Annotated in this window: 20 protein-coding genes and 1 other RNA gene; 13 read left to right on the plus strand and 8 right to left on the minus strand. The window is 61.3% G+C overall.

The window, feature by feature from the left end:
* Positions 1–41: 41 nt before the first annotated feature.
* A complete protein-coding gene (locus tag BUE38_RS11790) occupies positions 42–824 on the minus strand; it encodes a 3-deoxy-D-manno-octulosonic acid kinase (protein ID WP_073435393.1) in 783 nt (260 codons plus the stop codon).
* Here BUE38_RS11790 and BUE38_RS11795 point away from each other — a divergent pair.
* Genes BUE38_RS11795 through waaA form a run of 3 tightly spaced genes read left to right on the plus strand, consistent with a single transcriptional unit; the run spans position 823 to position 4,656 of the window.
* Positions 823–1,929, plus strand: coding sequence for a glycosyltransferase family 9 protein (locus BUE38_RS11795; RefSeq protein ID WP_073435394.1), 1,107 nt, complete (start codon positions 823–825; stop codon positions 1,927–1,929). The two genes, BUE38_RS11790 and BUE38_RS11795, sit on opposite strands and share 2 nt — an antisense overlap.
* Positions 1,919–3,355, plus strand: a complete 1,437-nt coding sequence (hldE, locus tag BUE38_RS11800; protein WP_073435395.1) for a bifunctional D-glycero-beta-D-manno-heptose-7-phosphate kinase/D-glycero-beta-D-manno-heptose 1-phosphate adenylyltransferase HldE — start codon at positions 1,919–1,921, stop codon at positions 3,353–3,355. Before BUE38_RS11795 ends, hldE begins: the two co-directional genes overlap by 11 nt.
* Positions 3,355–4,656, plus strand: coding sequence for a lipid IV(A) 3-deoxy-D-manno-octulosonic acid transferase (gene waaA, locus BUE38_RS11805; protein ID WP_073435396.1), 1,302 nt, complete (start codon positions 3,355–3,357; stop codon positions 4,654–4,656). Before hldE ends, waaA begins: the two co-directional genes overlap by 1 nt.
* 105 nt (positions 4,657–4,761) lie before the next feature.
* Here waaA and rpiA read toward each other — a convergent pair whose 3' ends face one another.
* A complete protein-coding gene (gene rpiA / locus BUE38_RS11810; RefSeq protein ID WP_073435458.1) occupies positions 4,762–5,439 on the minus strand; it encodes a ribose-5-phosphate isomerase RpiA in 678 nt (225 codons plus the stop codon).
* Positions 5,440–5,588: 149 nt separating this feature from the next.
* Here rpiA and ilvA point away from each other — a divergent pair, with 149 nt between their 5' ends.
* Positions 5,589–7,103, plus strand: coding sequence for a threonine ammonia-lyase, biosynthetic (ilvA, locus tag BUE38_RS11815; RefSeq protein WP_073435397.1), 1,515 nt, complete (start codon positions 5,589–5,591; stop codon positions 7,101–7,103).
* A gap of 823 nt (positions 7,104–7,926) precedes the next feature.
* Here the strand turns inward: ilvA and BUE38_RS11820 are convergent.
* From BUE38_RS11820 to BUE38_RS11830, 3 genes are all read right to left on the minus strand, one after another.
* Positions 7,927–8,583 (minus strand): 5-formyltetrahydrofolate cyclo-ligase, encoded by a 657-nt coding sequence (locus BUE38_RS11820; RefSeq protein ID WP_084541899.1) that lies wholly within the window; start codon positions 8,581–8,583, stop codon positions 7,927–7,929.
* A 5-nt stretch (positions 8,584–8,588) separates the two neighbouring features.
* A non-coding RNA gene (gene ssrS, locus BUE38_RS11825) (6S RNA) lies at positions 8,589–8,774 on the minus strand.
* Positions 8,775–8,851: 77 nt separating this feature from the next.
* The gene (locus BUE38_RS11830) at positions 8,852–9,154 is read right to left on the minus strand and encodes a cell division protein ZapA (RefSeq protein WP_073435398.1); all 303 of its coding nucleotides are present in this window, start codon (positions 9,152–9,154) and stop codon (positions 8,852–8,854) included.
* 227 nt (positions 9,155–9,381) lie between these two features.
* Between BUE38_RS11830 and BUE38_RS11835 the strand changes: the two genes are divergently transcribed.
* From BUE38_RS11835 to BUE38_RS22955, 5 genes are all read left to right on the plus strand, one after another.
* Entirely contained in the window at positions 9,382–9,966 is a 585-nt protein-coding gene (locus BUE38_RS11835) for a UPF0149 family protein (protein WP_073435399.1), read from the plus strand.
* A 127-nt stretch (positions 9,967–10,093) separates the two neighbouring features.
* Entirely contained in the window at positions 10,094–11,362 is a 1,269-nt protein-coding gene (gene ubiH / locus BUE38_RS11840) for a 2-octaprenyl-6-methoxyphenyl hydroxylase (protein WP_073435400.1), read from the plus strand.
* A 198-nt stretch (positions 11,363–11,560) separates the two neighbouring features.
* Positions 11,561–11,869, plus strand: a complete 309-nt coding sequence (locus tag BUE38_RS11845; RefSeq protein ID WP_073435401.1) for a YciI family protein — start codon at positions 11,561–11,563, stop codon at positions 11,867–11,869.
* 32 nt (positions 11,870–11,901) lie between these two features.
* The gene (locus BUE38_RS11850; protein WP_073435402.1) at positions 11,902–13,164 is read left to right on the plus strand and encodes a UbiH/UbiF/VisC/COQ6 family ubiquinone biosynthesis hydroxylase; all 1,263 of its coding nucleotides are present in this window, start codon (positions 11,902–11,904) and stop codon (positions 13,162–13,164) included.
* Between the two features lie 116 nt (positions 13,165–13,280).
* Positions 13,281–13,451, plus strand: a complete 171-nt coding sequence (locus BUE38_RS22955; RefSeq protein WP_159438882.1) for a hypothetical protein — start codon at positions 13,281–13,283, stop codon at positions 13,449–13,451.
* On the opposite strand, the gene BUE38_RS11855 is transcribed toward BUE38_RS22955, so the two are convergent.
* From BUE38_RS11855 to gpmI, 3 genes are all read right to left on the minus strand, one after another.
* Positions 13,417–14,706: a S41 family peptidase gene (locus BUE38_RS11855; RefSeq protein WP_073435403.1), complete on the minus strand. Its 1,290-nt coding sequence runs from the start codon at positions 14,704–14,706 to the stop codon at positions 13,417–13,419. The two genes, BUE38_RS22955 and BUE38_RS11855, sit on opposite strands and share 35 nt — an antisense overlap.
* A gap of 95 nt (positions 14,707–14,801) precedes the next feature.
* Positions 14,802–15,983, minus strand: a complete 1,182-nt coding sequence (locus BUE38_RS11860; RefSeq protein WP_371860410.1) for a murein hydrolase activator EnvC family protein — start codon at positions 15,981–15,983, stop codon at positions 14,802–14,804.
* A 68-nt stretch (positions 15,984–16,051) separates the two neighbouring features.
* A complete protein-coding gene (gene gpmI / locus BUE38_RS11865; RefSeq protein WP_073435404.1) occupies positions 16,052–17,623 on the minus strand; it encodes a 2,3-bisphosphoglycerate-independent phosphoglycerate mutase in 1,572 nt (523 codons plus the stop codon).
* A gap of 377 nt (positions 17,624–18,000) precedes the next feature.
* On the opposite strand from gpmI, the gene BUE38_RS11870 reads away from it, so the two are divergent.
* From BUE38_RS11870 to BUE38_RS11885, 4 genes are all read left to right on the plus strand, one after another.
* Complete coding sequence (locus tag BUE38_RS11870; protein ID WP_073435405.1) at positions 18,001–18,423, plus strand: rhodanese-like domain-containing protein; 423 nt, start codon at positions 18,001–18,003, stop codon at positions 18,421–18,423.
* Positions 18,424–18,550: 127 nt separating this feature from the next.
* Positions 18,551–19,078, plus strand: a complete 528-nt coding sequence (secB, locus tag BUE38_RS11875) for a protein-export chaperone SecB (protein WP_073435406.1) — start codon at positions 18,551–18,553, stop codon at positions 19,076–19,078.
* A gap of 19 nt (positions 19,079–19,097) precedes the next feature.
* Positions 19,098–19,841, plus strand: a complete 744-nt coding sequence (locus BUE38_RS11880) for a 16S rRNA (uracil(1498)-N(3))-methyltransferase (protein ID WP_073435407.1) — start codon at positions 19,098–19,100, stop codon at positions 19,839–19,841.
* A 399-nt stretch (positions 19,842–20,240) separates the two neighbouring features.
* Positions 20,241–20,606: a hypothetical protein gene (locus BUE38_RS11885; protein WP_073435408.1), complete on the plus strand. Its 366-nt coding sequence runs from the start codon at positions 20,241–20,243 to the stop codon at positions 20,604–20,606.
* Positions 20,607–20,616: the final 10 nt, after the last annotated feature.

A 20,616-nucleotide genomic window follows, 5' to 3' on the forward strand; every position in this document is an offset into this window, starting at 1 on the left:
GACCACAACCCGAGTCAGGGTGTTGGAGATGACGAGCGAGGTCATGTCGTAAGTGAATGGTCACTATCGTTGCTGATGCTGTCATATCCGAGTTGGACGGCCTGCATGGCCATCGCTGCTGTTGCTGTGTTCTCGCAGAACCGCTGGAAGGAGCGTGACAGGCGTGCCAGGTTGGCCTGGCGCCAGGTGCCCGGTGAGCGTAGACGGCAGCGGTCGAGGTCAATCAACCAGATACGCTGCTGATCATCGACCAGCAGATTGCGTGCATTGAGGTCGACATGGTCGAGGCCATGATCGTGGAAGCGGCGGATCACGCGGCCGACTTCCCTGAGCAGCGGATCCTCGAGCGGGGAACTGCCTGTGTCAGCATTGGTCAGGTATTCTTTCGTCAAATGCTCGGCCAGCGCGATGGTCTGTGGCAGGCGCTGGGTGATCAGGGCGGCGCGGTAGGTCAGCCCGTGGTGCTCAACGCCGGCCAGGATCGGGCGTGGTACCGGCAGCCCGGCTTGGTGGAGCGATGCCGTCAGACGCATCTCACGGAACGCACGGGTGCGCTGGAGCCCGATCCAGATATAGTGGTCCGTCGACAGTCGAGCAATCAGCCCGCCACGCCGATAGGGCCGCAGCACCCACTGATGTTCGCCGGCATCGAGAAACAGGCTCTGTCCACGACCGGGGGCCTGGCCAACAACAAGGCCCTGGCGTTGCCAGTGCTCAGGGTCGAGCAACTCGGCGCCGATTTGTGGCCCGTGCTCGGCGTCACATAAACTGGTGGCATCGTATAGAATGCTCACCTTTCCGGATTGATACGTTGCCAAACGCATGAAGCATCCTCTGCCCGCTCGTCCCAAGCACATTGGTGTGCTGCGGCTCTCCGCCCTGGGCGATGTCTGCAATCTGGTGCCCACGGTGCGCGCTCTGCAGCGCCAATGGCCCGAGGCCCGCATTACCTGGATCATCGGCAAGGGCGAACACAGTCTACTGGCCGGCCTCTCAGGGGTCGAGTTCATCGTCTACGACAAGTCCAGCGGGCTGGCCGGGATGCGCGAACTCTGGCGTCAGTTGGCCAATGAGCGCTTTGATGTTCTGCTGCACATGCAGCAGGCGTTGCGCGCCAGTGTCTTGTCACTGGGGCTCAAGGCCGATGTGCGCGTCGGTTTTGATCGTCAGCGAGCCAAGGACCGTCAGTACTGGTTTACCCACCGACAGATCGAACCCCGTCCCCGCGCCCATGTGCTGGAGTCGTTCATGGACTTCGCCCGACTATTGGGAGTGAAGGACTGCTCGCTGGACTGGCAACTGCCGATTCCCGAGGCTGCCCGTGATGAGGCCGGGAGGGTGACGCAGGGCGCAGGTTATGTACTGATCAGCCCCTGCGCCAACCCCCGCCTGCGTAACTTCCGCAATTGGTCGGCGGAAGGCTATGCGGCGGTGGTCGAGCACGCCTGGACCCAATATGGGTTGAAGACCGTGATGACTGGGGGAGGTAGCACTCAGGAGCGGGAAATGGGAGAGCGCATTCGCCTCCTGTGCCAGTCCGACGTGGTGATCGATGCCATCGGCGGCACGTCACTCAAGGGGTTGCTGGCGCTGATCGACGGTGCGCGGGCAGTGATTGGCCCTGACTCCGGCCCGGTGCACATGGCCAATGCAATGAACACACCGGTGGTGGGGCTGTATTCCACCACCAATCCGGACCGTGCGGCGCCCTACCTGTGGCGCGAGCATGTGGTCAATCGCTATCCCGATGCGGTGCGTGAATACCTGCACGAGGACCCTGCGGACGTCAGCTGGGGGCGGCGTGTGCGCCACCCCGATGCCATGTCATTGATTCGCGCCGAGGATGTCATCGACAATCTCGATCGATTGCTGGAGTCCACCGCCAATCCCCATTCCGACCTCGAAAGGGAGTCCCCTGATGAAGCTTGATTTCACGGCGCTGGAGCGCTCTCGCGTGCTGACGGTCGGCGATGTCATGCTCGACCGCTACTGGCATGGCGGTACCTCGCGCATTTCGCCCGAGGCCCCGGTTCCGGTGGTGCGGGTCGAGGAGTGTGAGGATCGCCCGGGTGGTGCCGCCAACGTGGCGCTGAACATTGCCTCGCTGGGTGCCCGGGCTTCGCTGGCCGGACTGGTGGGAGATGACGATAACGCCGACCGCCTCGAGCAGCGCCTTGATGAGGTGGGGGTAAGTACTTACTTTCACCGTACGCCCGGCATACCGACGATCACCAAGCTTCGAGTGATGAGCCGCAACCAGCAGCTCATCCGGCTTGATTTCGAGGATGGGCTCGACAAGATCGATACCCGTGGCCTGGCACCACAGCTGGCGGATGCCGTCAGTCAGTCGGATCTGGTCATTCTCTCGGACTACGGCAAGGGGACTCTGGCCAATATCGAATGGGTCATTGGACATGTCCGTGGCACCGGCAAACGTGTGCTGGTCGATCCCAAGGGCACCGATTTCAGCCGTTATCGTGGTGCAAGCGTGATTACGCCGAACCTCGCCGAGTTCGAGGCCGTAGTGGGCCATTGTGCCAATGACGAAGAGTTGGCACGCAAGGGCGAGGCGCTGCGTGCGGACCTGGAGCTTGAAGCGCTGCTGATCACCCGCAGCGAGAAGGGTATGACATTGATCCGTGAGGGGCACGATCCTCTGCACATGCCCACCCGTGCCCGTGAAGTCTATGATGTGACCGGGGCGGGCGACACCGTGATCGCCGTGCTTGGTCTGGCGCTGGCAGCGGGACACGGCTTCGCTGAAGCGATGACCCTGTCCAATCTGGCGGCTGGGCTGGTGGTAGCCAAGCCGGGAACTGCCACCCTGTCGATTGCTGAACTCTACACCGCCCTGCATGGCGACAAACTGGCGGAGTTCGGCATCATCGATGAGGATCCGCTGGCGCTGGCGCTGGCGGTGCGTGCCGCTCAGGCGCGAGGAGAAAAGGTGGTGATGACCAACGGCTGTTTCGACATCCTGCATGCCGGGCATGTGGCTTATCTGGAACAGGCGAGCAAGCTGGGTGATCGCCTGATCGTGGCGGTCAACGACGATGCCTCGATCGGCCGCCTCAAGGGCCCAAAGCGCCCGATCAACACGGTGCAGCGTCGTATGCAGGTACTGGCAGGACTGGGCTCCGTCGACTGGGTCGTGCCCTTCAGCGAGGACACTCCGGCTCGCCTGATCGAGACCGTATTGCCTGATGTACTGGTCAAGGGCGGCGATTACCTTCCCGAGAACATTGCCGGCGGTGAAGCGGTGATCAAGGCCGGCGGAGAGGTGAAGGTGCTGGGCTTCGAGGATGGCGTATCCACCACCGCCATGATTTCCACCATTCTTGATCGCGAGAGCTGATGACGGCCCGACACGGATGGACACGGCACGCCTGGTCGGCAGCGGTGATGGTGTTGTCGCCGCTCATCTGGCAGCGGGTATGGCGTGAGCACCTGCCGGGCCGTTCCCGGGCCGAGCGTCTTGGGTGTCTCAATCTGCCGGAGGATGACCGGCCGCGCTTGTGGCTGCACTGCGCTTCAGTGGGTGAGGTGCTGGCGGCACGCCCACTGATTCGTGAGCTGCGGCTCAAGTATTCCGATCACGCAGTGGTGGTATCGACCATGACTGCCACGGGCGCGGAGCGGGTGGCGGCACTGATGGACGATGTTGCCGAGGTCGAGGCCGCGGCACCGTTGAGTCATGTGTTTCTGGCTCTCGATTTTCCGGGGGCGGCGCGGCGGTTTATCGAACGACTGGCACCACGGATGGCCATCTTCTTCGAGACGGAACTGTGGCCCAACCTGCTGCATGCCTGCGCTCGTCGCCGGGTTCCTGTCGCCGTGGTCAATGGCCGGTTGTCGCCTCGAGCCTTTCATGGTTATCGGCGTGTCAGTTGGTTGATGGCACAGAGTCTGGCCCATGTCGATTGGCTGGCGGCCAAATCCGAGGCCGATGCGGAGCGCTTCCGTGAGCTGGGTATGCCCGCCGAGCGCATCAGCGTGGTGGGGTCGATGAAATTCGATATCGCCGTGGATGACGGGTCGCGACGCATGGGGCGAGAGTTGCATGCGGCCATCGGCCATCGGCCGGTCTGGGTGGCGGGCTCCACCCATGGTGGAGAGGATGAATTGGTGCTGCAGGCACACCGGCAGGTTCGTGACCGCTTCGCGGATGCCTTGCTGGTGCTGGTGCCACGTCATCCGCAGCGCTTCGATGAGGTCGCTGAGCTGTGCGAGGCATCCGGTCTGGCGACAGTACGCCGCTCACGCGGCCGGGTTCCCAGTGCGCGTGCCGAGGTTTATCTCGGCGATACCATCGGCGAGCTCCAGGCGCTTTATGGCACGGCGGATGTGGCGTTTGTCGGTGGCAGTCTGGTTCCGGTCGGCGGCCACAATCTACTCGAGCCGGCCGTCATGGGCATACCGGTGGTGACCGGTCCAGCGTTGGACAATTTCCTGGATGTTGCCGAGGTGCTGCGCGATGCAGGCGCCCTGGTTGAGGTAGCCGATGGCGACGAACTGGCCGAGAGGCTGATTGCCTTGCTGGAAGACAAGGAGCAATGCCTGCGTCTGAGCGAGGCGGGACTCGCCGTCATCGAGACCCACCGGGGGGCGTTGACGGCCACCCTTCTCGGTCTCGAGACGATCTATTCCCCACGGTGAGTGAGCATTCGCTCACCTCTCAGTCTCCTGCACTCCTGTTGATGACCTTACGTTTCATGAGAAGCGTCGAGCCAGCCGTGCAAGGTTCCGTTGCAGATGAGGCCCTCACTTTTTCGGCAGGCGACGGCTGACACCCTCCGCGCTACCCAGCAGCAGGATATCGGCGGGGCGTGCGGCAAACAGACCATTGGTGACAACGCCGACGATGGCGTTGAGACGCGCCTCCATGGCCTCCGGGTCCTCGATCATGAACTCATAGCAATCCAGAATCTGATTGCCGTTGTCGGTGATGACGCCCTGGCGGTAGACCGGATCAGCGCCGAGCTTGACCAGTTCTCTGGCCACGTAGGAGCGCGCCATGGGGATCACCTCGATCGGCAAGGGGAAGTCGCCCAGTGTCTCGACTCGCTTGGAAGCGTCGGCAATGCAGATGAAGGTCTTGCAGCAGGCAGCCACGATCTTTTCACGGGTCAGCGCAGCTCCTCCGCCCTTGATCAAATGTAAGTGAGCGTTCACTTCGTCTGCGCCATCGATATAAACAGGCATGGTGCCGACTTCATTGAGCTCGAATACATCGATGCCGTGTCCCTTGAGGCGCTGGGCACTGGCTTCACTGCTGGCGACAGCTCCGCGGAAATCACCTCGCAGTTCCGCCAGCCGGTCGATGAAGAAGTTGGCGGTTGATCCGGTACCGATACCGATCACGATGTCCTTGCCCAGCATGGGGCGGACCTCTTCGATGGCGGCGGCGGCAACGGCGTCCTTGAGTTCGTCCTGGGTCATGGTGAGCTCGCAGTGAAAATGGGTAGTCAAACAGGTGTTGCGGGCGCCCATTATAGACGAACCCAGGGGGTTATGGCTGGACGACCAGGGTAAGTCGATGCTACCAATAGGGGCTTTTGTTGCTCTTCCTACCTCGCTGGACGCCCCGAATGCTAGAAGCTACCGTCAAGAAGATTCTCCAGGCCCGGGTCTATGATGCCGCCCGGGAAACGCCGATCTCTCCGGCGCCCATGTTGTCCCGTCGCTTCAACAATCAGATTCTGATCAAGCGCGAGGATCTTCAACCGGTTCATTCGTTCAAGATTCGTGGCGCCTACAACAAGATGGCGCAGCTCAGTGATGAGCAGAAAAGCCGTGGCGTGATCGCTGCTTCGGCGGGGAACCATGCCCAGGGCCTGGCCATGGCGGCCAGGCAGATGGGCGTCAAGGCAATCATCGTCATGCCGCGCATCACCCCCGAGATCAAGGTGGCGGCGGTACGTGGCTGGGGGGCCCGGGTCATCCTCAAGGGAGATGCCTTTGCCGCTGCTGCCGAGCATGCCGAAGAACTGGTCAAGGAACACGGCTACACCTATATTCCGCCGTTTGATGATATCGATGTCGTGGCGGGTCAGGGCACCGTGGCGATGGAGATCCTGCGCCAACACAGTGGCCCGATTGATGCGGTGTTCGTCCCGGTCGGTGGCGGCGGACTGATTGCCGGAATGGCGGCCTACATCAAGTACCTGCGCCCGGACATCAAGGTCATCGGTGTCGAGTCCGAAGACAGTGCCTGTCTCAAGGCGGCGTTGAAGGCCGGCAAGCGAGTGGTGCTGGACCAGGTGGGTGTGTTCGCAGAAGGAGTGGCGGTGGCGCAGATCGGCAAGGTGCCGTTCAAGCTGTGCCGCGACCTGGTCGATGATGTCATCACCGTCAACACCGACGAGATGTGTGCGGCAGTAAAGGACATCTTCGATGATACCCGTGCGGTGTCGGAAACCTCTGGTGCGTTGTCACTGGCAGGCCTCAAGAAATATATTCAGCAGACCGGCGTGGAGAATCAGACACTCATCTGTGTCAATTCCGGTGCCAACACCAATTTCGATCGTCTGCAGCACATCGCTGAACGTACCGAACTGGGCGAACAGCGCGAGGCGATTCTCGCCGTGACCATTCCCGAGCGCCCCGGCAGCTTCAAGAAATTCTGTCGTACCATCGGTAAACGGATGGTAACGGAGTTCAACTATCGCTACGCCGATGCCGATCAGGCGCATATCTTCGTCGGTATCCAGGTCAAGCCGGGTGGCGAGGACCGTCAGTCGGTGATCGAGAAACTGATCGAGGCCGGCTATCCGGTGGAGGACCTTACCGACAATGAGCTGGCCAAGTTGCATATTCGCCACCTTGGGGGTGGCCGGCCGCAGTCGCACTTCGACGAAGAGGTCTATCGCTTCGAGTTCCCTGAGCGCCCCGGCGCGTTGATGAACTTCCTGACCCATCTGCCGCAGGACTGGAACATCTCCCTGTTCCACTACCGAAACCATGGTGCGGCCTATGGCCGTGTACTGGTCGGTATGCAGCTGCCCAATGGCGATCGCAGTCACGTCGAGGAATACTTCGACGAGATTGGCTACCGCTACTGGAAGGAAAGCGATAATCCCGCCTATCGCCTGTTCATGGCTTGAATCCGACCGATCGATAGAGCTGTGTCGTTGTGCCACTTCTGACACGGCTCTTCCTTACGTCAAGCCAGTTATTTCTGTGCCATTTCGTGCAGCTATTGCTTTCCCTATCAGGAAGCATTGGATCCTGTGTCGGCGCCCTATACTGCGGACGAAAATCAAATCGATCAGGATGAGCTATTTGATTACCATGTTAATAAAATACGTGACTGTTGATGAAGAAAGAGGCTCATCAGGCATTGGTGAAGTATCTTCAGCAGTGCTGCGCAGCCGGGAGGTCTGAAGAAGATGTCTGAAGAAAAAGTGCGAGACTGCTGCGGAGCGTAGCATCTTGTCGAGAACGGGGGTATCCTGCGCGTGCAAGCACTGACTCACATGGAAACACCTGAGCTGACGCTGTTTTGCCTTGCCGTTTTCGATTGTGGCATTTGTCATAGAGCAGGTGTCTGCCTATAGTCTGACTCAGTTATTGCAATGTCATGAATTCAATGTCGGTAATCTGAATAAAGCCATCGTGGCTTGTTCAGCCATACAAGGGAGCAAATAAATGAATCGCAAGCCTGACCTTGTTGCGGCACTGGTACTGGTCTTCGGTATCGGCGTTGTAGCGACCGGTTACGCACAAGCTCTGGTGGGTGGTTAGTCCTGATCTGCCTCCAGTGGTGAAGGGGCTGAGATGGTGGCTGACACCATTTGCAGACCACGACATCGCAGGGTTATCGCGGATAAGGAAGACGGCAAATCCGACGACGATTTACGAACAGTGTTCTCCATGACAATGACATTATCCGGTCGTCCCTTGTGACGGCCGGATTGCATTTGGGCCTCAACGTCGAGCTCTGATAACTCTCTCATCACTCACGATGGCGTCGAGTGGAACATCCCAGCTGGCGACGGGAAGTGATTCGACGTGTTGAACTTCGTGAGCGAGCCCGATCAGTCTCGGGCGCGGCCTGCTCGGGCCATTCTGCGGATGTGTAAAGGCCAGAGTGCGATCATAGAAGCCGCCTCCCATACCGATGCGCTGTCCCTGATCGTCGAAGCCGACCAGCGGCAGTAGAATCACATCCAATGCCCAGGTCGGCATGCGTCGTGCCCGGAGGGCTCCGAAGCGGCTGTCCGGTTCGGGAATACCGAAACGGTTGCGGATCATCGGAGTGCGGGCGTCATAGCGCACGAACCAGAGCGCATTGTCGGCCAGAGGGCGCAGTACGGGAAGATAGGCGTTGGCGTTGCGCTGGCGAAGCCAGTCAAGCAGAGGGACGGGATCGATTTCACCATCGTTGGGGAGGTAGAGCGCAACATGTCGGGCCGAGAGCATCTCGGGAAGGCCGCGCAGCTGACGACACAGCCGCTGACTGGCCTGGCGCTGTTCACCCGGACTGAGCTGACGTCGACGCTGGCGCAGCAGACGACGCAACTGAGCACGGGTCAAGGTGGTATCGGTTATTCCGATCTCGCCTGATGCGCAGGTGTTACTCATGACAGGAGTTCCCCAGAATGCCGCTGTCGTTCTGGCCCTTGAACCCATTGGTTCAAGGTGGGTGGCCGCAGCCAGGCCGTCAGGCTTTCCGTCGCACGGACTTGCACACGGGCCTGGCTAGCATATGGCCCCCTGGGTAATGCTCATAGGCTCGAGGGACGATAAACGACTGGCGCACACCCCAGGGAACCTCTGCATTCTACCAGACCGACGGGCAGGCCCAAAGACAAACTCAAGGGAAAACCGGGGACATAGAGCTGGTCGGGGCTCAGCTACGCTGTGGGGCGTTGGAGAGCGCCTTCTCGAGACGTTCACTCAACGCGTTGACGCTCTGCTCTCCTGCCTGTTTCTCATCGCGCAGTTCGAGCAGTTCGTTGGCCAGGTTGAGTGCCGCCATGATGGTGATCTTCTCGCGGTCACTGACCTTGCCCTGGGCCTGAATGCCCTGCAATGCGCGATCCAGATAACGTCCGGCGCGTTCCAGCTTGTCCTTCTCCTCAGCCGAGCAGGCGAAGGTATAGGTGCGCTCGAGAAGGGAAATTTCTGTCTTGTGCCGAGTGGTATCGGTCATGGCTGGCTCCGGGGCGGGCTGCGAAAACATCAATCAACGGCTCAAGAGCAGGAACGCAGCGCGAGCGGTTGGCAATGCGTTACCATTTACTATAACGAGGGTGCTGACAAACGTCAGCGCAATAGTTTGCCATCAACCTCAATGAATGCCAGTCACTATAAGAGAGCTCCGAGCAGGTGGTCAATGTCATACCGCCCCGCCGTGCTGGGGCTCCAGCGAGAGATACCATGTCACTGATCAGTGAACGCCAGGATTTTTCCTCCATTGCCGACGTATTTTTGCTGCACGGCAGTATGCAATCGCCAGCCTTTCTTGATGGTCGCCTGTGTGCCGGCCTGGCGCTGCATGACCTGAGTGCCGAAGCCTGGCTGGAAGAGGTCTGCATCAGTCTTGGGGTCGAGCAACCCCGTGATGAAGCGAGTGCCGAACGCCTGCTGGGCTGGCGCCGTCAGACGCTGGATGCTCTGTCCAGCAGTGAACTGAACTTCGAACCCATGCTGCCGGATGAGCTGTTTTCGCTTGCCGAGCATGCTCAGGGCCTCAAGGAGTGGACGCTGGGCTTTCTCGAGGTCATCGAGGATGCCGGGGATGAGCCGCGCAAGGCATGGTCGGCAGCACTGCGTGAAGCGATTGACGACTTGCCGGGGTTGGCGGCAATGGAAACGGATATCGATGACAGCGCCGAGAACGAGAATGACCTGTTCGCATTGACCGAACATGCCCGGATGGCAGCCATGTTGCTGTATACCGAGCAACACCCGGGTCACCCTCAGGTGGAAAAGGTGGAAGAGCCCCCCGGCTCGGTGCACTGATCACCTCGTGTTCAAGGTGGTCAGTGTTCAGAGCTGGTGGAGATATTGGAAGCATGATTGTTCACCAAACAATCTGTTAGCTTGCTAATAAATCTTCCATTACGTAAAGATTTTACAGGATACGATAATGGGGCAGCAGCAAGGTGCGGCGCCGCAGACGGAAGCATCAGATATCCACAGGGCGCGCCCTGTGGACGTGGCGATCATTGGCGGTGGTCTGGTCGGTGCCAGCCTCGGTGCAGCTCTGGCGCGATTGATCGCAGGTCATGGGCTCAGTGTAGCCGTTATCGAGGCGACCGCATTGGACCTCCCTGAGCTGGACGAGCAAACCGCTTCGCAAGCCTGGCAGCCGAGCTTCGATGCACGGGCCAGCGCTATCGCCACTGGTTCGGCGGCACACTTCGAGGCGCTGGGTGTGTGGTCGGAGATGGCTCGTGAAGCGAGCCCCATCTCGCTGATTCATGTCAGTGAGCGTGGCCGGCTGGGAGCCACTCGGTTGCGTGCGGAAGAGCTTGGGGTAGATGCCCTGGGTTACGTAATCCCCAATGCGTGGATGGGGCAGGTGCTCCACCGACATCTGGCGACGTTGCCCCTGGAGTGGCACTGTCCAGCGAGCGTCGAGGGCATCGTCCCGATAGCTGGAGGTCACCGCCTGACATTGTCCACCGGCGAGGTGCTGGATGCTGGCTTGACGGTACTTGCCGATGGGGGGCGCTCGGGACTCAAGGAAGCGCTGGGGATCACCAGTGAGGCCAATCCCTACGACCAGGTCGCACTGATCGCCAATATCGGTGTCAGTCGGCCGCATCAGGGCATGGCCTTCGAACGCTTCACTTCCCAGGGGCCGATCGCGTTGTTGCCGTTGCCTGGTCAAGCCATGGAGTTGATCTGGACGCACCCCGCCGGAGATGAGCAACGCCGCCTGGCCCTGCCGGACAAGGCCTTCCTCGGTGAACTGCAGCAGGCATTTGGTGACCGTGCGGGCGCCTTTCTCAAGGTTGGCAGTCGGCATGCCTATCCGCTGTCGCTGGTTCGAGCCCATGAATCGGTGCGGCCGGGCCTGGCGGTGCTCGGTAATGCGGCCCACGCCCTGCACCCGGTGGCCGGGCAGGGCTTCAATCTCGCACTGCGCAGTGTGATGGATCTGGTGGAAGCCATCGAGGCTGGACTGCGTACAGGGGAGTCACCGGGGAGTGCCGCAACACTGCAGGATTTCGAGCGACGTCGTGACGATGACCGGCGTAATGTGATCCGCTTCAGTGATGGGTTGATCCGGTTGTTCAGGATTGACCAACCATGGCTCTCCCATGCACGAGCTGCTGGATTGATCGGCCTGAATCTGATCGGGCCGCTGCGCCGTACTCTGGCGAGACGCGCCATGGGTAGTGAGCGTTAGGCTCTGTCTGAAAAGTGTCTGCGCTCGGTCATGCAGTGTTGAAATCGGCCTCAAAGTGCTCATTTACGATCAGTAAACTGCGCTTTTTCACCCAATTTCGCCTTGCTTGACCATCGCTCGCCAACTTTTGAGACAAACCCCAGGGCCTCTCGGCAGGCTCTAATCCAGCGCTGGATATCGACAAACAGGATTCTCGACATGTTCATCATCTCGTTGACCTACAAGCGGGACACCAGTGAAGTCGAGCCGCATATGGCGGCTCACATGGAGTACATTGACCATTACTATGCGGCCGGGGTCTTTGTTGCCTCCGGGCGCAAGGTGCCACGCACTGGCGGGGTGATTCTCGCCGTAGCCGAGAGCCGTGAAGCGTTGGAAGAGATCGTGGCCAGGGATCCGTTCTGCATCCATCAGCTGGTGGAGGTCGAGATCATCGAATTTGCCCCCTCCCGGACTTCACCGGAACTGACTGCGCTGCTGCGCTGCTGCGCTGACGCGCGGTTGTAGGCGTGGATCGTTGGAACAGAGGCGGACAACAGATGAGGCAAGATGTGCAGGATGCAGAACATACTCAGGACAGTCTCCACCATGACGTGGTGATCGTCGGCATCGGCATGGTCGGTGCGGCCCTTGCGGCCCTGCTGGGTCGTGCGGGGTTGAACGTCGCCATGGTCGATCCGCGACCGGAGGCGCTGGAGCTGGCTGACGTGGGAGTTGGTCAACCGGCCCCCAGGGTCAGCGCCTTGACCCCTGTCTCCCAGCGTCTGCTGGAGGGCCTTGGCGCCTGGCCCTTGATCCGCGACCGACGAGTGACTCCCTACACCGCCATGCAGGTATGGGATGGCGAGGGCTCGGGAGATATCGGCTTTCGAGCCGATCAGGCCGGTGTCCCGGTATTGGGGCATATCGTCGAGAATGACGTGGTGCTGGCCGCATTGGAGCACTGCCTGGCGAGGATGCCCAACGTTACGCGACACTATGGACAGCGTGTGGCGTCATTGAGTGGTGATCCCGGCGCACCGCAAGTGGTGCTGGATAACGGTGAGAAACTGGCAGCGTCGCTGGTGGTCGCTGCCGATGGTGCTCGCTCACCGTTGCGTCAGATGGCGGGGATCGAGATCAGCGAGCGGGATACCGGCCATCATGCGTTGGTCACCACGGTGCGTACGGCTCTGCCTCATGGTGCAACAGCCCGCCAGGCGTTTCTCGCTACCGGCCCACTGGCCTTTCTGCCGCTGACCATCGAGGGCGACAGCCACTATTGCTCGATCGTATGGTCGACATCACCGCAGGAGGCCGAGCGCCTCGAGGCGTTGGAGCGGGAGGCGTTGGCCGGGGAATTGGCCGGAGCCTTCGATCATCGCCTGGGAGAGGTGGAAGTGTTGGACCGGGCCTGGTGCTTTCCGCTCAGCCAGCGCCATGCGCAGCGCTATTACCAACCCGGGTTGGCGCTGATCGGTGATGCGGCTCACAGCATCCACCCGCTGGCGGGCCAGGGGGTGAACCTCGGGCTGCTGGATGCCGCCGTGCTGGCAGAGGAGCTCCTGCAGGCACGCAAGCGTGGCTGCGAGTTGGGAGAGGAGTGGCAGTTGGCGCGCTACCAGCGTAGGCGACGTGGTGACAACGCCTCGATGCTGGCGCTGATGGATGGTTTCCGGATGTTGTTTGGCGCGCGACACCCGGCCCTGACCCTGGCCCGCAACCTGGGGCTTTCCGGCGTCGACCGTCTGGGACCGCTCAAGCGTCTGATCATGCAGCAGGCGACTGGTCAGCGTGGTCGTCTGCCACATAGTTGTCGGTAATCTCGTCGGGTGTCTCGACCACCAGGCGTAAAACACAGTGGCCCGAGTCGCAAGACTCGGGCCACTGTGTTTACTGGACTGTTTTTATTAACTCGGCATGCTTTCATGTTGGGTTAATGGCGGCACAGGGATGTGTCGCCGTCGGCCATCAGGCCGACGCGAGACCGCACCACACCAGCAGACCCGCGCATCTGCGCCAGTGTGGTGCGGACGACAATCAAATCGATCAGGATGAGCTATTTGATTGCCATGTTAATAGCGAGCGCCAATCACATTCAACGCCTTGAGCAGATTCAGCGCCTCGCCCAACTGATAGTCTTCGGCCAGGCGGGCACTGCTGGCGCCGGAGGCCTCCTCTTCCTCATCGCCAAGGTGGCCTGCCAGGTCGGACTCGCGTACCCGTAGGCCGCTGGATTCGGCCACTTCAAGGCGACCGCGCACGACCTCCACGTCCGGTTGTACGCCCTGGGCCTGGATCGAGTGGCCATTGGGTGTGAAGTAGAGCGCGGTAGTGAGCTTGAGCCCTTCGCCGTTGCCCAGCGGCATGATCTGCTGAACCGAGCCCTTGCCGAAGCTCTCGGTGCCCATGACCACGGCACGGCGCTGATCCTGAAGGGCACCGGCAACGATCTCGGCGGCGGACGCGCTGCCGCCATTGATCAACACCACCAGTGGGACATTGGGCTCGGCGGTACGTGGTGTGGCCGAGAAACTCATCTGGCTGTCCGGTAGTCGACCCTCGGTGTAGACGATCAGGCCGCTGCTGAGGAAGGCGTCGGCCACATCAACGGCGGATTGCAGTACGCCACCGGGATTGTTGCGCAGATCGAGAATCAGGCCGGACAGCGGGCCGTCCTCATGGAGGTCATCCAGTGCATCAAGCACCTGTTGGCCAGTGCGTGACTGGAACTGACTGACCCGCAGGTAGCCATAACCCGGGGCCAGTATCTCGCTCTTGACGCTTTCGGTGCGGATGATTTCACGTACCAGGGTGACGGTGCGCGGTGTGCCGCCTCCAGCGCTGACCACGGTAATCTGAATGTCGGTGCCGGGCTCGCCGCGCATCATATCCACGGCATCCTGCAGAGTCATGCGGTCCGTCGGAGTCTCGTTGATCCGCAGGATGGTATCGCGGGCCTGCAGGCCCGCACGCTTCGCGGGGGTATCGTCGATGGGCGTAATGACCACCAACTGGCCATCCTGCATACCGACTTCAATGCCGATACCGCCGAACTCGCCCTGGGTAGTCTCGCGCAGGTTCTCGTAGGCGTCGCTGTCGAGATAGGCGGAGTGCGGGTCGAGTTCGCTGAGCATGCCACGCATGGCGTTCTTGAGCAGGGTAGCGTCGTCGACATCCTCGACATAGGCGCGCTTGATGCGTTCGAACACTTCGGAGAATGCCTGGATTTCGGCCACAGGAAGGTCGTTATCCGGCGTACTCTGTGCCATGGCAGCACCGGGTACAGCGGTGACGAGAGCGAGGCTCAGGGCGATGCCGAGGCGTTGCAATGGGCTCGAAATAGCGGCGAAAGGGTTGGTCATGCTGTCTCCGCGGCGCGTTGGACAAGATCATCAGCATAGCCCGCCGTTGCCGACGATGAAAATGGCTGATTCAGTTCCGTGTCTACACGGGGGTATCAGCGCCGTGCAATCCAGCTCTGCGGGTTGATGGGCTTGCCACCGCGGCGCACCTCGAAATAGAGCCCCGGGCTCGGGCGGCCACCACTATCACCGACGCGTCCCAGCGACTGCCCGGTTTCGATGCGGCTGCCGACCCCGACATCGAACTGCTGCAGATGTGCGTACAGGGTCATGACATGGTCGCCATGGTCAATGATCAGCAGGTTGCCGAAGCCACGCATCCAGTCGGCGAAGACGACCCGACCCGCGTGCACGGCCTTGACCGCTGTGCCCGCAGGCGCCTGGATCAGGATGCCGTTGCGGTGCACACCGCGCCCCTGATGAAAGCGCGACAGCATGGCGCCCTGCACAGGCCAGGGGAGATCTCCTCGGGTGCGCTCGATATTGGTCGAGGGCAATGGCTGGTCAAGGCTCGCCATGGATTCCTGAACTTCACGCAGCACGCGCTCGGCATGGGCGCGATCCTGATCGAGTGCCTCGAGGCGTGAGGCCTCGGTGTCATAGCGCTGATCCAGTTCGGCCAGCACTGCCTGGCGCTGCCGGGTCTGTTCTGCCAGTTGCTGGCTGCGGCTCTGCAACTCGGCGGCTAGTTCGTCGAGGCGCTGCTGGCGGCCATCGAGCTCGCGACGGTTCTCGGTCAAGCGGCGATCCAGTTCCGCCAGCATATCAATACGCTCATTGCGGGCCTGCGCCAGGTGATTGAGATAGGACTGCAGACGATCCAGTCGAGCGGGATCATCCTGATTGAGCAGCAGCTTGAGCTGCGGCGTGCGACCAAGGCGGTAGAGGGCATTGAGCTGCCTGCCGAGCGCCTCGCGCTGGGCATCGCGCTCGTCCTCCATCAGTTGCCGGCGCCGCTCGAGCTCGGCGATGTCCTCGCTCAACTGACGCCGCTCTGCCTGGATTCCATCCAGTTGCTGGTTGGTCTCGGCCAGTTGGGTCTCGATGGCTTCCAGCTCGTCGCTGGTGTTGTCGCGGACAGTGTCCGTTGCCTCGAGCCTGCGGTTGGCCTGCTCGATACGTTCGCCGATGGCATCGAGCTGGGCGCGGGCTTCACTCTCACTGGGTGCGGCCAGCGTCTGGCTCATGGCCAGCGGCGAAGGTCGTGATTCCGGCTGGGGGGCGCCGCCCAGCCACAGGCTCAGCCCGAGCCCGGCGATGAATACCTGACGCAACACTACTCCGCACCGGCGCGAGGCCGGAACGGAGTAGTGTCGAGCGGCATGAGAGGGCTGGCTGGAACGGCTCACGACAGGGTGATCAATACCTCGCCGGTCATCTCTTCCGGCACGTCCTGGTGCATCATGGTCAGCAGCGTGGGGGCCAGGTCGCATAGGCGGCCGCCATCACGCAGCTGGGCATTCTGCGCACCGACATAGACCAGCGGCACCGGGAAGGTGGTGTGGGCGGTCTGGGGGTTGCCGGTGACCGGGTGGACCATCTGCTCGGCATTGCCGTGGTCGGCAGTCACCAGACAGGAGCCTCCGGCTCGCTCGATGGCCTCGACCACTCGACCTACGCACTTGTCGACGGCCTCGATGGCGGCCTTTGCGGCATTGAAGTCACCGGTGTGACCCACCATGTCGCCATTGGCGTAGTTGCAGATGATCAGGTCGAAGCTGCCGCCGTCGATGGCATCCACCAGCTTGTCGGTGAGCTCGAAGGCGCTCATCTCGGGCTTTTCGTCGTAGGTCTTGACGTCCTGGGGAGAGGGCACCAGCAGGCGAGTCTCGCCCTCGTATTCCTGCTCACGGCCGCCGGAAAAGAAGAAGGTCACGTGGGCATATTTCTCGGTTTCGGCAATACGCAGTTGGGTCAGCCCGCGCTTCTCCATGATTTCACCGAGGGTGTTGGTCAGTGCCACCGGCGGGAAGGCTGAAGGTGCTGGAATATCCGCGGCATACTGGGTCAGCATCACCAGACCATCGGCGGCCAGGGTCGGGTGCACCTTACGCTGGAAGCCATCGAACTCCTCGAGTACGAAGGCGCGTGCCAGCTCGCGGGCACGGTCGGCGCGGAAGTTGAGGAACAGCAGGGCATCGCCGTCCTCGACCGTGATGGCATCGCCGGCCGCTCGCACGCTGGTGGCGCCGACGAATTCATCGCTTTCGCCACGCTCGTAGGCGGCGTCGAGGCCCTCCTCCGCGGAGCTGGCGACATGTTCGCCATGCCCTTCGGTGATCAGACGGTAGGCCTTTTCCACACGATCCCAGCGGTTGTCACGGTCCATGGCGAAGTAGCGGCCGATGATCGAGGCGACATGGCCGTTCTCGGCACCGACCAGTTCGGCCAGCTTGGCATTGGCTCGCTCGATGGACGGACGTGCACTTTTGGGGGCGGTGTCACGGCCATCCAGGAATCCATGCAGATAGATGCGTTTGGCGCCACGGTGAGCGGCCAGCTCGGCCACGGCCAGCAGATGGTCTTCATGGCTGTGGACACCACCAGGGGACAGCAGGCCCAGCAGGTGAACGGCCTTGTCGGCGGCCACGGCGGCGTCGATGGGTGCGGTCAGCGCTGCATTGGTATCCAGCTCGCCATCCTTGATGGCCTTGGTGATCCGCGTGAAGTCCTGATAGACGATGCGGCCGGCACCGAGGTTCATGTGGCCGACCTCGGAGTTGCCCATCTGACCGTCAGGCAGTCCAACATGGCCACCATCGGTGTGAATCAGGGTGTGCGGGCGCTCCAGCCACAGGCGGTCCATGTTCGGGGTGTCGGCGGCAGCGATGGCGTTGGCGGTGGGGTCCTCGTTGTGGCCATAGCCGTCAAGGATGATCAGCGCCACCGGGCGCGGTGCAGTCGCGGTGTCCGTCATGCGGAAATTGCCTCTAGTCATAATGACGCCCGGCATCCTTCTCTGCCGCCGCGGAAGTGTTCGCTGCCGGGGCTACAGTGGCGCTGATTGCGCGGGAATGTTTCCGGATGTCGTGGATTAACGCTGGTGCGCGCACAACGAGCCGACAACCTCTGTTCAGAACTCTGGGTCGTTCAGGGGTCGCGAGTCGCTTGTCCTTGCGGCATCATATCGCAGGGCGGCGCCAGGCGTCATGCCCGGTACCGTCAATCCTGTCCACCATCCTCGACCGACACCGTCACACGAGGCAGGGCGAAGCTCGTGTATACTGGGCGCCCACCGTGCCAGGTGTATTGACCGGACCTCATTTCAGCACCCGACAAGAGTTAGCCGACCCCATGATCGATCAGCTATTCGAATTTGTGCAGAACCACCCAGTGTTGGTAGCAGCCTTCGCTGCCGTGCTGACAGCATGGCTCATTTACGAGCTGCGCAACGCCAATGCCGGGGGTGTGACGACCAGCGAGGCGACCCAACTGGTCAACCGTGAAGATGCCGTCGTCCTCGACATTCGCGACAAGAATGACTTCAAGGCCGGGCATATCGCTGGCGCACGCAACATTCCCCAGAGCAACCTCGATAGCCGTATGGCCGAGCTCGACAAGTTCAAGTCGACGCCGATCATCGTGGTCTGCAAGCATGGCCAGAGTTCAGGGGCCGTTCAGGCCAAACTGAAGAAGGCGGGGTTCGAGCGCGCTCTCAAGATGCGCGGTGGCATGACCCAGTGGCAGGCTGATAGCTTGCCGATCGTCAAGAAGTGATGTCCTTTATGCAGGGACGAGCTTTTTGCCGAAGGCGCTGAGCGTCAGTGCCTTTATCATCATCAAGAAATCGCTGAATAAATTGGAGCCGCGCTCCAACATTCATTGGAACATAAGGAATCGTCTCATGGCGGAAGACAATAACGGCAACGCCGAAGGCCAGGCGGCAGGTCAGCAGGAAAAGCCGCAGCTCCAGTTCGCGGTGCAGCGTATCTACGTCAAGGATATCTCCTTCGAGGCACCGAACTCTCCGGCGGTCTTTGGCCAGCCCTTCAAGCCCAAGGTCGGCCTGGACATCGATACCTCCAGCAACAAGGTGGCAGACGACCTGTACGAAGTGGTGATCAAGCTCACCGCTCAGGTTACCCACGCCGAAAGCGGCACCACCTGCTTCCTCGCCGAGATTCAGCAGGCCGGCCTGTTCCGTATCTCTGGCATCGAAGGCAACCAGTTGGATCACACTCTGGGCGCGTTCTGCCCCAATGTGCTGTTCCCCTATGCCCGTGAGTGCATCGACAACCTGGTCAACCGTGGTGGCTTCCCGCCGCTGATGCTGGCCCCGGTCAATTTCGAGGCGCTGTACCTGCAGAAGAAGCGCAATGAAGGGGCCGAGCAGCCCGAGTCCGAGCAACAGCAGGCACCGACCTCTCACTGATGACAGGCCTTGATTTCTGATGTCTGACGCTATTTTCAGCGGGCCTCGCATCCACGTCGCCGCCGCGCTTGTCGCTGGCGGCGACGTCGTTCTGCCCGAGGGGCCGGCTCGTCATGTCGGGCGGGTGCTGCGCCTCAGGCCTGATGACTCTCTGGTGTTGTTCGATGGCCAGGGCCAGGAAGCCGCCGCCACCCTGAGTGAAGTGGATCGCAAGCGCGTCGTCGCTCGAGTTCAGGTGGTGCGGGCTGGCCAGGGCGAGTCACCGTTGGCAGTGCACCTCGGTCAGGCGATCTCCAAGGGAGATCGCATGGATTACGCCATCCAGAAGGCCGTTGAGCTGGGTGTGGCGGCGATTACGCCGTTGTACACCGAACACGGCGACGTGCGGCTGAAGGGCGATCGCGAGGAGAAGAAGCTGGCTCACTGGCAGGCCGTAGCGGTCAGTGCCTGTGAGCAGTGTGGCCGAGCCACCGTTCCGGTGATTCACGAGCCAGTGCCGCTCAATGACTGGCTGGCCGATCGGGACGAGTCGCTGCGTCTGGTATTGCACCCGGGGACCCCCGGGGCACTCGAGCGAGCCGAAGCGGTGTCGAACGCCTGCGTACTGATAGGCTCGGAAGGCGGCCTCTCGGTGCGGGAAGTGGACGCCGCCGAGCAATCCGGATTCGCCGCGCTGACCCTCGGTCCCCGAATCCTGCGCACCGAAACCGCTCCGGTGGTCGTCCTCAGCCTGTTGCAGGCCCGCTTCGGGGATCTTGGCTGAACCCATTACATGGCAATCAAATCGACCATCCAGTTCGAATTGATTGGCGCGGACTCGCGTCGGCCTGATGGCCGGTGGCGGCACATCTCTGTGCTGCGGCTAACCCAGCGCAAGAGCTTGCCGGGCTTATATTTCCGTCCAGACATATGGACGAGCCGCGAGACTCGATAACCCGCGCTCCCACCCCATCCTGTCCCTGTTATCCGAGAGTTGCCATCCGCAGATGGTGACTCCATTGGTCATCACCGTCGATTTTTCGCTCAATGCGGGGGCGGGGTAGCACTTGTGGCTGATATTCGGCATGCGAGCTACTACAATAGTGCTTAGCGTGCTATTCGACCTGAGTCTAAATCAGGAAAGAATGGTATTCATCCAGCCTTACAGGGAGTCAGTATTGTCATGTCACAACGTAGGTCGAATCGATTGGGCGCGCTGTTGCTCGTCATCGCGTCACTTGTGGGGCTAGGAGTTGCACTGTATGCCTGGTTCACGCCGTTGACCGGGGTGACCGGCACCCTCGGTGCTCTGGTGGCCATTGTGGCCTGTCTGGTGCTGGCGCTGTTGGCCTGGATCCTGTCTCGGCTTCAGGGCGGTGCGGCGCGAAACCTCGTGCGTGTCGTGATTCTGCTGGGGTTGTTCGGCACAGCCTTCGCCGGACTGCTACTCCATCAGTGGTGGATCAGTGCCGCCATGGCACTTGGCCTGGTGGGCTGGATTCTCGACATTGCCTGCGCCAGGCGCACTTCACTTCACAGCTATTCTTGAGGAGCCGACT

Origin of the sequence: Halomonas cupida (genome assembly GCF_900142755.1) — a bacterium.
GTDB lineage: Bacteria > Pseudomonadota > Gammaproteobacteria > Pseudomonadales > Halomonadaceae > Halomonas > Halomonas cupida.